The sequence below is a fragment of the Streptomyces sp. NPDC085866 genome (genome assembly GCF_044541035.1).
In the GTDB taxonomy this organism is placed as follows: domain Bacteria; phylum Actinomycetota; class Actinomycetes; order Streptomycetales; family Streptomycetaceae; genus Streptomyces.
This window is the reverse complement of sequence record NZ_JBITSQ010000017.1, coordinates 168,832-181,814: the sequence shown is the minus strand read 5'-3', so window position 1 is coordinate 181,814 and position 12,983 is coordinate 168,832. Positions and strand designations below refer to the sequence as shown.

At 66.3% G+C, this 12,983-nt stretch carries 12 protein-coding genes and 2 pseudogenes; 5 read left to right on the top strand and 9 right to left on the bottom strand.

Annotated elements, in window-relative coordinates:
* Positions 1-752: 752 nt before the first annotated feature.
* From ACIF83_RS36115 to ACIF83_RS36105, 3 genes and pseudogenes are all read left to right on the top strand, one after another.
* Complete coding sequence (locus tag ACIF83_RS36115; protein ID WP_399733425.1) at positions 753-1,022, top strand: DUF3761 domain-containing protein; 270 nt, start codon at positions 753-755, stop codon at positions 1,020-1,022.
* Positions 1,023-1,250: 228 nt separating this feature from the next.
* A pseudogene (locus ACIF83_RS36110) lies at positions 1,251-1,348 on the top strand.
* Positions 1,349-1,475: 127 nt separating this feature from the next.
* Entirely contained in the window at positions 1,476-1,811 is a 336-nt protein-coding gene (locus ACIF83_RS36105) for a hypothetical protein (protein ID WP_399733422.1), read from the top strand.
* Between the two features lie 20 nt (positions 1,812-1,831).
* On the opposite strand, the gene ACIF83_RS36100 is transcribed toward ACIF83_RS36105, so the two are convergent.
* From ACIF83_RS36100 to ACIF83_RS36085, 4 genes are all read right to left on the bottom strand, one after another.
* Positions 1,832-2,110: a hypothetical protein gene (locus ACIF83_RS36100; protein ID WP_399733419.1), complete on the bottom strand. Its 279-nt coding sequence runs from the start codon at positions 2,108-2,110 to the stop codon at positions 1,832-1,834.
* Positions 2,111-2,269: 159 nt separating this feature from the next.
* On the bottom strand, positions 2,270-2,806 hold the full coding sequence (locus tag ACIF83_RS36095) for a hypothetical protein (protein WP_399733416.1): 537 nt from the start codon (positions 2,804-2,806) through the stop codon (positions 2,270-2,272).
* Between the two features lie 348 nt (positions 2,807-3,154).
* Positions 3,155-3,718, bottom strand: a complete 564-nt coding sequence (locus tag ACIF83_RS36090) for a hypothetical protein (protein ID WP_399733413.1) — start codon at positions 3,716-3,718, stop codon at positions 3,155-3,157.
* Positions 3,719-4,002: 284 nt separating this feature from the next.
* Positions 4,003-4,635 (bottom strand): HNH endonuclease family protein, encoded by a 633-nt coding sequence (locus ACIF83_RS36085; RefSeq protein ID WP_399733410.1) that lies wholly within the window; start codon positions 4,633-4,635, stop codon positions 4,003-4,005.
* Between the two features lie 295 nt (positions 4,636-4,930).
* Here ACIF83_RS36085 and ACIF83_RS36080 point away from each other — a divergent pair, with 295 nt between their 5' ends.
* A complete protein-coding gene (locus ACIF83_RS36080; RefSeq protein WP_399733407.1) occupies positions 4,931-5,095 on the top strand; it encodes a hypothetical protein in 165 nt (54 codons plus the stop codon).
* Between the two features lie 178 nt (positions 5,096-5,273).
* Here the strand turns inward: ACIF83_RS36080 and ACIF83_RS36075 are convergent, their stop codons facing one another.
* The 5 genes from ACIF83_RS36075 to ACIF83_RS36055 form a co-directional block, all read right to left on the bottom strand.
* Positions 5,274-5,564, bottom strand: coding sequence for a hypothetical protein (locus tag ACIF83_RS36075; RefSeq protein WP_399733404.1), 291 nt, complete (start codon positions 5,562-5,564; stop codon positions 5,274-5,276).
* A gap of 351 nt (positions 5,565-5,915) precedes the next feature.
* Positions 5,916-6,320 (bottom strand): SMI1/KNR4 family protein, encoded by a 405-nt coding sequence (locus ACIF83_RS36070; protein ID WP_399733401.1) that lies wholly within the window; start codon positions 6,318-6,320, stop codon positions 5,916-5,918.
* A 59-nt stretch (positions 6,321-6,379) separates the two neighbouring features.
* A complete protein-coding gene (locus ACIF83_RS36065; RefSeq protein WP_399733398.1) occupies positions 6,380-11,104 on the bottom strand; it encodes a putative T7SS-secreted protein in 4,725 nt (1,574 codons plus the stop codon).
* Positions 11,104-11,763, bottom strand: coding sequence for a hypothetical protein (locus ACIF83_RS36060; protein ID WP_399733396.1), 660 nt, complete (start codon positions 11,761-11,763; stop codon positions 11,104-11,106). Before ACIF83_RS36060 ends, ACIF83_RS36065 begins: the two co-directional genes overlap by 1 nt.
* Positions 11,760-12,365, bottom strand: a complete 606-nt coding sequence (locus ACIF83_RS36055) for a hypothetical protein (RefSeq protein ID WP_399733394.1) — start codon at positions 12,363-12,365, stop codon at positions 11,760-11,762. Before ACIF83_RS36055 ends, ACIF83_RS36060 begins: the two co-directional genes overlap by 4 nt.
* 299 nt (positions 12,366-12,664) lie before the next feature.
* Here ACIF83_RS36055 and ACIF83_RS36050 point away from each other — a divergent pair.
* Positions 12,665-12,909 (top strand): annotated as a pseudogene (locus ACIF83_RS36050) (transposase); the annotation flags it as partial.
* Between the last annotated feature and the right edge of the window lie 74 nt (positions 12,910-12,983).

The window sequence follows — 12,983 nt, the reverse complement described above, 5'->3', positions numbered from 1 at the left end:
ACGCAGGTGCCCACTTCCAGACCGTCCGTGATCTCGCCGATGGCGGCGCGACTTTGGCTGCCGTGGGCCAGGGAATCCTTCGCGCAGCCCGGCCTCAGCAGGACGGATACACCCGCACAACGCAGACAAGGCCTGAATCAACAGCGCGCGCATGACGTCATGAGGGGACTCCCACCTAAGCGTGCGCGACAGCTGGTTCGCCACGATCCGCATGACGCTGTCGGCCATCGCCGGCACTTCCACGGACCGCACGGCCGTACGCCAAGAATGGATCACCCGCGCCGTCCCTCAGTACACCGGCCACCCAGCACCCCGCATCGAGCACTGGGACTGCGCACACGGCGACGTCCGCACTGCCAACCTCACGACAGGGGCCACCGTGCTCGACTGGGAAGGCTGGAGCCTCGCCCCCCCGGCTGCATCGCGCTCCTGTACGCCTACGCCCAACTCGCCCCGAACACCGCCGCACACATCCATCATCAGTTCGCCCCGCTCCTGGACAGCGCCTCCGGCCGCGCGGCCCTCCTGGTGGTCTGCGTCGAACTCCTCCAATCCGCATCCCGCGGCGACCACCCCGACCTCACACCCAGACTCCGGGCCCTGGCCGACAAATCCACGGTCGCTTGACCATCACGGTGTGCACCTGGTCTCACACAGCGGCCTCCGCCAGGCATCAGTCGATTTGGCATCGTTGTTGGGTCAAAAGGCTATAAACTCCCGTTGCACTTGCTCCACTTCAAAGGGGGGTTCCTTTGCGCGCACGTCTTGCTGTCCCGGCCGTCGCTGTCGCCCTGGCCGGCATCTTCTTCAGCGCACCGACCGCTGCGGCGGCGACACTGCCGTCCACCAACACGGCCCGCCACTGCATCTCTCACACCACCGGGGTGTGTGGCTGGACGCACCATCAAAGGCCGAAGGACAAGTACGAAACGGCGAAGTGCAAGGACGCCTCCCTGTCGTACTCGCGGCACTCGCAGGGCACCTGCTCGCACCACCACGGCGTGAGGTACTGGTTCAAGTAGATCGTCTGACCACGGGTTGCCTCCTCACCCGGATGAGGCAACCCGCCCGCGCGCACTGCTGGATCGACACCCAGGGCATCCCGGACCTCCGAGAAACAGACCCGCCGCCGCCGGGCGGCTCGGCTCCGTCCCGAACAGGCCGCATCAGAGGCACATCAGGCCGCCGTCAGAGAGCCCTGGCAGTGTTGTTCCTGTGAACGGCACGGGCCACCCCGAAGCCGGGAGCAGGGAGAGGTGCCCGGAGTGGTTGATCGGGGACCAGCGAGCACGCCTCAAGGTCGGGCCCCACAAGGCCCACGCAGGTTCGAATCCTGCCCTCTCCGCCAGGCAGGATGCCGCAACACCAGACAGCAGCATCGCCCGATTCCAACTCTGTCCGCACTTCCGTGCAGCCCGGTAGCCGTTCGCCGCCCCGCCTCCTGCGGCGCCGGCGTCGACATGCATGATCCACACATGGGCTCGATGCAACCGGATGTGACGTGGCCGTATCCCGACGGCATCTTTCCTCAGGGACTACTAGCCATCGTGCAGCGGACAGTAGCCGACGGCAGTCATCCGGCACTGATGGTGACCCACGATGATGACGAGGACTGGCTTCTCGCGGATGGGCTACACGATCCGAACGCCGACGGAGCGTCGATCGTCTGCCACCTGGACCATGTACTCGGGCTCGACCCCTCCATCGCGACGTTGGCCAGCCTTCCGCCTGGTCACGTTGCTGAGCGGGGCGATCAGGACGAGCCCTGGTCTATCCGCTCGTGGGCCTACGAAGACGATCCGCCCTCCTGACCTCCGAATGGCCGGGCGCGTCAAGTACCGGTGCATCGGTTCTTCCAGAGATGCCGCCCGTCCAGGGTGCCGAACCGTACGTCTCCACTGGTGAGGTCGACGAGAATGGGCCAGCAGTCCAGCAACTGATGCCTTACATCGCGCGAGGCGAGGTACTGCACGGAGTTGCAGGGGGCGATCAGGAGGCCGTTGTTCTCGCGAACTCGTCCTGCATCTACGGCCAGCGGTGGTTCGGAGTCGCGCTGGCTGCGCGCCAGGAACGCAGCCGCGATCTGCAAGGCCTGCGCTCGCTCCAGCATGCGTCCTCCCATGGATGTAGCCGATCACGACGATGTCGTTTTACTTGGTGAGGTAGAGGTGCTGCTGAGCACTGCGCCCCATTCAGCGACGAAGGCCGAAAATACTCAGGCTTGACGGCCCCCGAGCTCGACAGCCCAGGCCGCCGTGGCAGTGAGTACTCAGGGCGTCTGGGGTGCGACAAGTCGCCATTCCCCGGAATGGCCAGGTGGGAGCGCCAGGTCACGGCGGACGGCCGCGTAGTACCTCTCACGCGCGGCGCGTTGGCGCTTGAGCATGGTTGACCAGGTTTCCGGGCTATGGGTCTGGTCTCGCAGGAATCCTTCCATCTCCATCACCACGACGACCCATTCGCGAGCTTTCTCTACCACGTCCGGGGTGCCAAGCATCAACAGTGCCTCCCCGGCTGGGTCCCGAGCATCACTGGCATCGGCCAGGTGAGGCGCCGCTTCCTCGGGTGACAAGGGGTGCGGGTGAGGGTCGTTGCCGAGGTGTGCCGCGATCCGGTATGCCAGGGTGACACTCTTCTTCAGCGACCTGGCGTAGTCGGCGTAGGCCGTCAGCCGCCGCTCGTCCCAACGGACCGCCTGCTCGCGACGGAAGCGGGCTTGATCGCCTCGGGTGCTCGCCAAGTACGATCCAAGGGCACCGATCACCACGCCGATCAGTGTGGGTAGCTGTTGTATGAACACCGACATGGCCACACGGTATATCGCCGTGGGAGGTGGCACTTGATGGCGCTTCAATTCATGTGTCTTCGCTAGCCCATGAGCGCTGCAGCGATGCCGATACAAACGCGAGGAAGTGCTCGGCCTTGCCCGTAGCGACGATGTAGGCGCCGGCAGTCGGGGGTGGCTGCCGAAGAGCCGGACGAGATGGACCGGGTCGGCGTCGCTACTTCGCCCTCGACGGCACCAACCATCCCAGCCACAAGGCCCCAGAGCAGCATGATCCGCTGCTACATCAGCTGACGGAACAAGCACACCGCCGACGAATGCCTGCGCAACGTGACGGACAAAGGCGAACCTTGCCTGAAGCGGGGCCAGTTACGCCAGCAGCAGCCGGGCCACCCGCGCGACCGCCTCGGGGAACGGGCACTCGAACTGCTCGACGCGCACATCATGGGCGAGGCATTCGAGTGTGTCGTCATGGAAGCTCAGGATGTAGTGACGCATCCTGTCGTGCCAGCCGCCCCGGTGCGCGGGGTGCACCGAGTTAATTCGCTCCGCCTCGGCGATCCATGGGGAGTTGTGGACCTCGTGGGCCTCGTAGGCTTCCAGACCGTGGTCGGACAACGGGTGACCGTGGAGGGCTTCGTCATTGGGCCCCCCGAACCTGACCGAGTGAGGGCGGATGAACTCGATCAAGCCCAAGGCTGCCGGCGCCTGATGACGAGGGTCGACCATCGTGGCCCAGGATCCGTCCCAGTCGGGTCTGGGCACATGGCGATAGAACAACACCATGGTTCGGTTACTGGAGTTGAAGAGGTGCGGCATCGGAGCGCCTGCGCTCCAGCGGATCCCGAGGTCCAGCACGCTCGCATACGGCAGACCCTGGCTGCGTGCCGCTTCCCGTGCCGCTTCCCGCTGGGCACGGAGTTCGGCCGCCATCGCGGCCCATTGTTCACTGTTCAATATTTCCTCGTGGTAGATGCACGAATCTCCGCCCAGGCACAGGAGGCCACGATGGCGAGGACCAGACCCGCGCATCATTTCAGCGAAGCGGCGCTCGCAGCGACTCCATTTTGATACCCCCGTCGTTGTCCAGGGAGCCGCACATGTCCAGCCACGTGATCATTCCGTCCGGCGCCATCCGGCCTGTGACCGGACGGCACGTCACGACGAGGCGAACGTCGTCCGATGCGGCACTAGCACCCGGCGGGGCCCGGGCGCGGTCAGTTGGTGCAGGTGTCGAGCATGGTCGCCAGGGCCGACTTCTCCGCGTCCGTGGTGGTCAGCTTCCAGACGGACTTGATGTGGGTGTAGTCCTTGGCGTAGGTGCACCAGAAGGCGTGGTTGGTGGGCTTCCAGTCGGCCGGCCCGCTGTCGGACTTGGAGGAGTTGGCGGACTCCGAGGCGATCAGCAGCTGGGGGTCCTTGAGGTCGTTGCCGAAGTCCTTGCGCTGGTCCGCGGTCCAGGTATCGGCGCCGGAGCGCCAGGCTTCGGCCAGGGGGACCATGTGGTCGATCGTGGCCTGGGCGACGTCGGTGACGGTGGTGTCGTCGTAGACGGAGTACCAGGAACCGTTCGAGGGCTGGCAGCTGCCCGGCTTGTCCTGCACGTCTTTGCCGTCCCGGGCCAGGACGGCCTGGCGGGTGGTGCAGCCGTCCGGCTGGGTGGCCCAGATGTCGAACTTGTCCCGGGCGTAGCCGTCCATCGAATGCGGGGCGGCCACGGTGAGCGCGGCCAGCTCTGCGCGTGCGGTTGCCGTCGAGGGTGGCGCGGGCGGCTCCGCGAGGGCCGGGGCGGCACAGATGCCGATCAGGAGCAGGCTGGTTGCGGGCAGGCCGTAGAAGGCGCGGCGCATGAAGTCTCCAATGATGGTGGGGGGTTGGAGATGCACACACGAGAAAACCGCAGTCCTGGCACGGTTCGCTACGCGCGTTGACCAGATGCGACAACTCCCCCACGCAGCCCTCACCCCACGGTCACCCGCCCCAGCTCGGAGCGGCCCGGTGCGCCAGCCTGCAGACCGTCCCTTGGCTTCCACCAGGGCACGAGGTCGGCAAAGACCCTGCCCAGGCTGGCCGGGCGCCCCGTAACCAGCACGGCCGGTGCCCGTTACGCCCGGCATGGACGAACTCGTCGACCCCGTAGCCGGCATGCCTGAACTGCACGAACCACGTCTGCCTCTGCTCACTCTCTCGGAAGCACACGAGTTGCTGGACGTCCTCCACCACTTCGGTACGACCGACCACGACTGGGGAGCACAAGCACAGCACTTCGCGGCCGAACTCGCAGCCCGCGTCCCTTCACGCGACGTCTGAACGACGTCAAAGTCAGGGCTGCGGCTGGCAACCTGCGCCGATGCCAGGCTGGTGTGTGCCCGCCGGTCAGCGGCAGCCCAGCAGCCCGCGCGCACTGAAGGCTGGGGCAGGTGGGCGGCCTGGAAAGTCGTGGCGTTTGGCATCAACCAAGGCGGCCAACAAGCGATCACGGTGGCGGTCAGCGCTCGACTACCTGAATGTGCTGCTTCAGCTCCTCGGCAATTTTGCAAGAAGAGGTAGCGGGGGTCCGCTCCCGCCGAGGCGCCCAAGCTGCGTCGAACTCTCTGGCCCATTCCTGCTGGAGGCGGATGATGTCGACGATCTCCTGGTCGACCGGGATCGTCGGCGGATCCCTGCCCGTGATCTTCGTCTGCTGATAGGCAAGCCGGGCCACGAAGCCGTCCGACCTCAACGACGAGCGCGCCCTGACCGCAGTCTCCGCCGCCTCCAACGCTCCAAGGCCGACCATGACCCGTCCACCTGGCTGCCCCCGTACGCCGGCTACTGGTGCACCTAACTCACCAACTGGGCCGCCGACAAAATGTGTTACCAGCTCACCATCGACTCAGGCGAGCAGACCGCCGTCGCCGAAGGTCTCGCCCGCTGCCCCGACCAGCCCATCACCGTCGCCCTCTCCCACTGAAGGAGCGGCCGGGCCCTTCACCACGGGGGAAAGCGAAGGACCCGGCCAGGCACCACGCTCCCACAGCGCGGTTTCAAACGCAGCCGCATCGTGCCGCCGCCGGGGTGTGCCACACCGCGAAGGTCCTGCCCGCCCGCAGCCATCACCCGTGCCTGGCGGCCGAGCCGCAGACACCAATCACAGCGAGCGGTACCAGTCTTCGCCGTTGCTGCCGAGCGTGCTGCGTAGGTAGCTCTCCAGGGACGAGGCGATCCAGGTGCGGCTGTCCGTTTCGTGATCCCATACGAAGATCTCATCGCGAGCCGGAGTGCGAACAAAGGCGAATTGGTCGCCGCCACCGTTGTCACCGAAGAACATGAGGGCGCCGAACGGCATGTACAGGTTGCGGAACTGCTCGTTGGTGCGGAAGGACTGGTTCTCCTCCAGGATCTTCTCGGCCGTCCAGACCACCTCGGTCCCGTAGTTGGCTTCGATCCCGTCTGTCTCGGTCAGGAGCTCACGCAAGGACACGGGAAGCGACTGGCCGAGCTGCTCCTCGAGTGCGTTCAGGGCGTCGGGAGCCGCCGGGTCCTGCAACTCCACGTCGGGGAATTCTGAGGCGAGCTCTCGCCACATGAGGCACTTTCTCCATTTCGTGCGAATTACCTGATGCGGGGACTGAACCAGTGCCCCAGCATATCATCCACTTTGGTGACGTGATCGAGGACCTGCTGTCGTGTTGCAGTGGGGTGAGTTCGGTAGAACTCGTTCCAGGAGACACGTATTTCACTGAGATGGATTCTGCTATTAATGTCCCCCTTGGGGATTCCGCGCAGGTTTTCAAGGGAGTGGATTTCGTCCGCCTTGAATAGGTTGGGATACTTTTTGAGAACTTGTTGTTCGATGGCATGGTGGACGACCACCTTGCCTTTGAGTTCTGGGTGTTCGTTGAAGAATGTCTGTTTGTAGTTGTGATTTTTGGTGCTGCCGACGGAGGCTTTTTCTCGGGTCGGGATCTCCTCACCGAGTGGTGTCGTCTTGTTGTCCTTGGCGTTTTGCGCCGCAGTCTGGCAGGGGGTGAGGCCCAGCGGGTCGGCCCACAGGTGCGGGTTATGGACATAGGAGGATGGGTTGGGGGCGGGTGCCAGGCCTAGAGGGTCGAGGGTGAGGTAGCGGGCTGTTTCCGGGTCGTAGTGCCGGAAGTGGTTGTAGTGGAGGCCGGTTTCCGGGTCGAAGTACTGACCGGGGAACCGCAGAGGGGTGTAAGCGGAGCTGTCGACGGCCCATGCGGTGGTTCCCCACAGCGTGCGCCGCGTCTGCCAGGCGATGTCACCGTGTTCGTCGACGAGGGCACTCGGCGTGCCGACGAGATCGGTGATGATGGCGAAGAAGCGGGCGTCGATCTCGCTCTGGGGAGCGTCCCCGCTGGTGATTCTTTCGGTCTGAGTGATCGGGTGCAGCCCGTGGTGGTCCCAAGTGAGCGTGACGGGATGCGGGGCATGTGCTGAGACGGTGGTCTGTTCGCACAGGGTGGTGCCGTCCCAAGTGAATTCGGTGCGCTCGAGGACGATTTCGCCGTCGGCGGCCAAACGGGACTTGCTGGTGCGGCGGCCGAGCGGATCGTAGGTGTAGCGCCAGCGGGTGCCGTCCGGGGTGATCACTGAGGTAAGGCGGTCTTCGGTGTCCCATTCGTAGCGCCAGGTGTCGGGCTTGCGGGATAGCCGAGTCTTTTGCCGCAGGGTGACGCGGCCCAGGGCGTCGTACTCGTAGCGGACCGTGCCAGCGCCCGTGAGGCGGGTGCCGGTGTAGGTGCGGGGGCCGGTTGCTTCGTGTCCGGGGTGGTTTGAGGGCCAGGAGGCGAAGACCTGGTTGCCTGCCTCGTCGTAGGCGTAGGTTTCGTTCCAGTTGGCGGCTTGTACGGCCGTGACGCGGCCGACAGGGTCCAGGGTGATACAGCGTGGTCCGGCAGCGGGGTCGTCGATCTGGACGAGGTTGCCGTCGGCTCGGTAGGAGTAGCCGCGTTGGCGGATGGGCTGGTGTCGGGTGTTTGCCGTGATGGTCTGGGCGGTGAGCCGGCCGGCTATGTCGAACTGGTTAGCCCAGGTAAGGCTGTTGTCGATACGGCGGGAGACTTCGCGGCCCGCCGCGTCGTAGGCGAAGTCGATGGTGCGGCCTGCGGCGACGACCTGCGCTGGGCGTCCGGCTGCATCGTAGCGCCAGGTGGTGAGGGCACCGGTCGGTGTGGTCCGGCTGCTCAGGCGTCCCCACTGGTCATAGGTGTAGGAGAGGGTGCGGCCGTTGACGGTTTCGGACCGGAGGCGGCCGAACTGGTCGCGCAGCAGGGTCAGGGTGCAGTCGGGGCTGGTTGCCTGGGTCAGCTGGTCAGTGAGGTCGTAGGCGTACTCGGTGGTGTGGCCTTGGGCTTGTTTGCGGGTCACCTGGCCTAGGAAGTTCCGTTCGTAACGGATCACCTGGCCGGTCTGGTCGGTGCGCGAGACGAGGTGGCCCGCCGCATCGTGGGTGTAGGTGAGGCGGCGGCCGTCGAAGTCGGTTTCGGCTGCCAGGTTGCCAGCGGCGTCGTATTCGTAACTCCATGTCAGGCCGAGTGGGTTGACGACCCCTGTCAGGCGCAGCTCGGTGTCGTGGATGAACTCGTGGCGTACGCCGTCTGGCCCGGTGCGGGAGGTGAGCAGGTCGAAGTGGGTGTACTCGTAGCGTGATTTGCCGCCGAGCGGGTCGGTGTGGCTGGTGCAGTTGCCCTCGCCGTCGTATGTCCACGATTCGACGGTGCCGTCGGGGGCGGTGTAGCGGGTGAGATGGCCTTCGAGTGTCCAGTCCATCTGGGCCACGGCCCCGACCGGGTCGGTGACTGTGGTGATGCGTCCGAATGCGTCGCGCTCGTAGCGGGTTACTGCGCCGAGCGGGTCGGTCACGGCGAGGGGCAGGCCTGCTGGGTCGGGGTCGATGGTGGTGGTGTTGCCCATCGGGTCGGTGACGGAGGTGAGGCGGCCCGCCTCGTCGTAGAGGTAGTGGGTGGTCTGTCCTGACGGGTTGGTGTCCGACGTGCAGTTGCCGCGTTCGTCGTAGGTTCGTCGGATGACGGTGCCGTCCGGGTTGACCACCTTCGTGGGGAGTCCGAGGTGGTTGTATTCGGCGCGTGCCGTGTGCCCGTCGGGGCGGGTCACGGTGGTGAGCTGGCCGGCCGCGTCGTAGTCGAGGGTCATCGTGTGGCCGAGCGGGTCCGTGTGCTGCCGCAGGCGGTTGTGGCGGTCGCGTACGAAGCGGGTGACGTTGCCCAGGGGATCGATGCGGGCGATCACCTGGTCGCGTTCGTTCATGACGAAGCGTGTGTCGTGGCCGAACGAGTCGGTGATCGTTGTCGTGTGCTGCCCGGATGGGTCGTCTGGGGAACTGTAGGTGAAGACCGAACGCTGGTGTCCGGCTTCTCCGGCCTGGTAAGTGCAGCGGTTGTGCTCGTCGTAGGTGTAGGCGAAGGTGCGTTGGTTGGTGTCCGTCCAGGACACGATCCGTCCGCGCTCGTCGTAGCCGAACTGGGTCGGCCGGCGGCTGGAGTTGATGACGTCGGTGAGATGCCCGTCGGTGGAGTAGCCGTAGTTGACTAGTTCCTGGTCGCTGCCGTCCGCTGCGGCGCCGGCCAGGGCAAGCGTGCGGATGCGTCCGGATGAGCAGGTGAGCTGGAGGCGGTAGCCGCTGCTGTGTGTGAGGGCGCACGGGGCTCCCTGCTCGTCGTATTCGAATTGGATCCAGTTGCCGTTGCGGTCGTCGATCAGTTCCAGCAGGGCGATGTCATTGCCGGCGTCGGCGAAGTGCAGTCGGCGGCCGCTGTCGGGCTCGGTGATCAGGTAGCCGTCGTCGGTGCGATCCAGTGACCAGCGTGTGCTGCCGTGCCGTGGCAGGGTCGGCACGCCCGGGGCGGGGTGGGGGTAGGTCAGCAGCAGCCCGTCTTCGCCGACGAAGATGACGCCTTCGGTGTCGATCTCCAGGCGTTGGTCGATGGTCGAGGACCAGGTGGGGCCGAACCACCGTCCCGAGCGGTAGGTGGAGGAGAACTCGCGCTTGAAGACGAGTGGTAGCCCGGCTGGCAGGCTGACGTCCGTTTGGGAGAGCAGCACGCTGCCGGTGGCGACATCGACCGGGTCCTCTTCGCAGGTGATCTCGGGGGGCTGTCGGGATGTGGCGTTGGGACGCTGTTCGGCTGCTTGGCGGGCTTCACGGCGCAGGGCGTTCTCGGCGCCTGTTTCGACTCCTTCCTTCAGTGCGAGCCGCAGCCCGCCCCGCGCGAGCCCCGCGCCCTTGGTGCCGATGAGTTCTGGGATGAGGCGGCCGATGAACTCGGAGGGGTCCTTCTTGAAACCGTCCACGGCGGCCTGCACGACCCGTTCGGGATGGGAGGCGGTGGAGACCAGGCCGGCCAGCGTCATGTTGAGGTTCTGCGCGTAGGCGGCCGGGTGGGTCAGGCTGTAGGGGTCCATGGGGTTGAGGCCGCGGGCGAAGTTGAGCAGGCCCGCAGTGCCCTTGAGGGCGCCGCCCACGACGTGCGTGAGTTCGGTGTTGACGGCCTGGTAGCCGTCCTTGAAGTCGTTGCCGAGGCGCTCCAGCGGTGCCGGTTCGGCGGGTGCGTGCGCGAGGGCCGCCTTCACCTTGCCCTGCGCCTCGGAGGCGGCCGTGTTGCGCTGCTTGCGGGCCTCGGCGAGTTTCTCGGCGGCCGCCTTGACGTCGGCCTTGCCGGGGTCCTGGAACGGCTCAGGCCTGGGGCCCGGGTCCTCGTTCGCCTTGATCTTGGCGTTGTAGGCGTCGACCTTCTTGTTGTACGCGTCGGTCGCGTCCTTGGACGCCTTCACGCCCTTCTTGTAGAGCTCGACGGCCTCCTTGGCCTGCCCCTGTGCCCACTTGACGGTGTCCGCGTAGGACTCCAGTGCCCCCGCCGCCGATGCGCAGGCTTCGGCTGCCCGGGCCCACTTGGTGGGATGGACGCCGAACTTCTCCCGGAAGGCATCGCCGCCCTCGCCCTGCCAGCCTGAGGAGTCAACCTTCTTCAGGCCCGAGCTGACCTTGTCGAAGGCGCCGTGGAAGTCCTTCAGGTGCTTGGCGCTCTCGCGGATCTTGTCCGGATTCCCGTGGACGAGCTCGTTGGCCTCCTCGGTCTGTCCGAGCTGCTGCTCACCAGGGGTGGCGCCCAGGTCGGAGGCGACCTCGTCGCCCCAGTCCTCCACACTGTCGGCCCAGTCGTGCAGACCGGCGTGGTCCAGGACCCCGCCCAGCTTGTCGGTGCCGTAGTCGACAGCCTCGCCGAGCTTCTTCTTGCCTTTGTCGTAGAGGTTCTCCGCGCCGCCGAGGAGCGAGTTGGTGACGTCGCCGAGCCCCATCAGCCCTCACCGCCCTGCTGCTCGGCCGCCTTGGCGCGGGCCTCGGGAGAGGGTCCGAAAGTGCCGTCCAGGTACTGGTTGTACTCATCGTCCGACACCCCGAACGCACCATGGAGGTCCTCCGGGTTCAGGCCCGGCACCGCCCCGATGGTGTGCGAGGTCATGACGTCCCGGCCCGCGTCCTTCCAAGCCTGCCCACTCTTGTCCATGGCCTGGTCGAAGGACTCCTTGCTGTAGTCCACATTGCCGCCGTAGACACCGGACTTGGCGATGTCGCCCCAGCCCATCTTCTCGACGTCCTCCTCGGAGGCGTACGGATTGCCGATGGCCGCGTTGGTGACGACCTTGAAGGTGCCCTCGACGTACTTGTCGCTCTCGTAGTACGTGCCCGCGGACAGACCCGTCTTCACGGCGAATCCGTTGCCCTCGTTGATCAGCGAGCGCACGCCCCACTCCCAGCGCTCGCAGAACGACTTGAACTCCCCCATCAGCCCTTCGTGGCCGAGTTCCAGCCCGGACAGGGCGATGTCGCCGAAGCCGCGCCCGGCCCCGGCCTCGCCCACCATGCCCAGCTCCTTCAGCTCGCCCAACGCCTCGGTCAGCCCCTTGGCGATCAGAGCGAGCCCATCGGTCCTCAGGTCCTTGCCGTCACCGCTCATGGCCTGTCCCCCGCGTCCCTGTCGGCGTCGATGTCGAAGTCCAATGCCGCCTCGTCCGGCACTATCCCGCGCACCGGCGGGAAGACCATGCCTTCCTCGCCGTCCGCGCAGTCCAGCGCCACCCCGCAGGGCACCCCGGCCGCGGGGACGGCCACATCCAACAGGCGTGCGCCGAGGACGGTCTGGTACCTCCACTCGCGCGCTGCCTCGCCGCGTGCCACGGCGTAGCGGGCCAGGGCCTGCTCGTCAGAGAAGGCCAGGATGAAGCGGATGCCGTCCAAGTCCGCGGTCAGCAAACCGCGTTCCTCGTCTGGGCCGGAGCCGTCGCCCAGCGGGACGAGCACGGGAGTGCGGCGGAACTCGCCGAGGAGGCTCGCGAACTCGCGTCTGCGAGCGGCTACTTCGGGATCATCGAGTCTGGGCTTGTGGACAGGCTCGGAAGTGGGCGGCTGGTCAGTCTGTTGCGTGTCCCGCTCCTGGCGCTCACGCGAAGGCGTCATCGGCTCCCGGGATTCCGACGCCTCCCCCATCTCGATGTAGTCCGCAAGTCGCGACCGTGGAATCCGCTGCGGCTTGTCGGCCGCACCCCCGTGCTCAGACATGAAACACATCATCACAACTGCACACGGCATGCCGCAAACATCCGGAGGAGGAGTCGTCGCTTTCGTGTCAGCCCCGAATGTAGGCGGCGGACGGAGATCTGGCGCAGCTAGTGCCGTGACCGCATAGGTTCGCCGGGCTGGTGGTCGTGGCGGTTGGATGTGCGGTGGCGTCCGATCTGACCGCTGGAGGCGCGGTAGCTGAGCCTGTCCGTGTGCGCAGACTCACCGACCAGGATGGACAGCGGCTGCAGCAGATCGTTCGCCGGGGCAGCACGAGTTCGGTGTGCTACCGGCGCGCGATGGTGCTGTTGGCCTCGGCCGGCGGAAACCGGGTGACGGTGATCGCCAAGCTGGTCCAGGCAGACGAGGACACCGTCCGGGACGTGATCCACCGCTTCAACGAAAGCGGCCTGGCCTGCCTGGCCCCTCAGTGGGCGGGAGGCCGCCCCCGCCTGCTCAGCACTGACGACGTGGACTTCGTCGTCCAGACGCCACCACCCGCACCGTCAAGCTCGGACAACTCTTCACCCAAGGTGATCAGCGGCTCCGTCCGGTCACGCTGCCGACGGGCGGCCGGCCCTCGCGTCGGCGGGCGCTCGGCGGTTTGTGAGGAGTGGG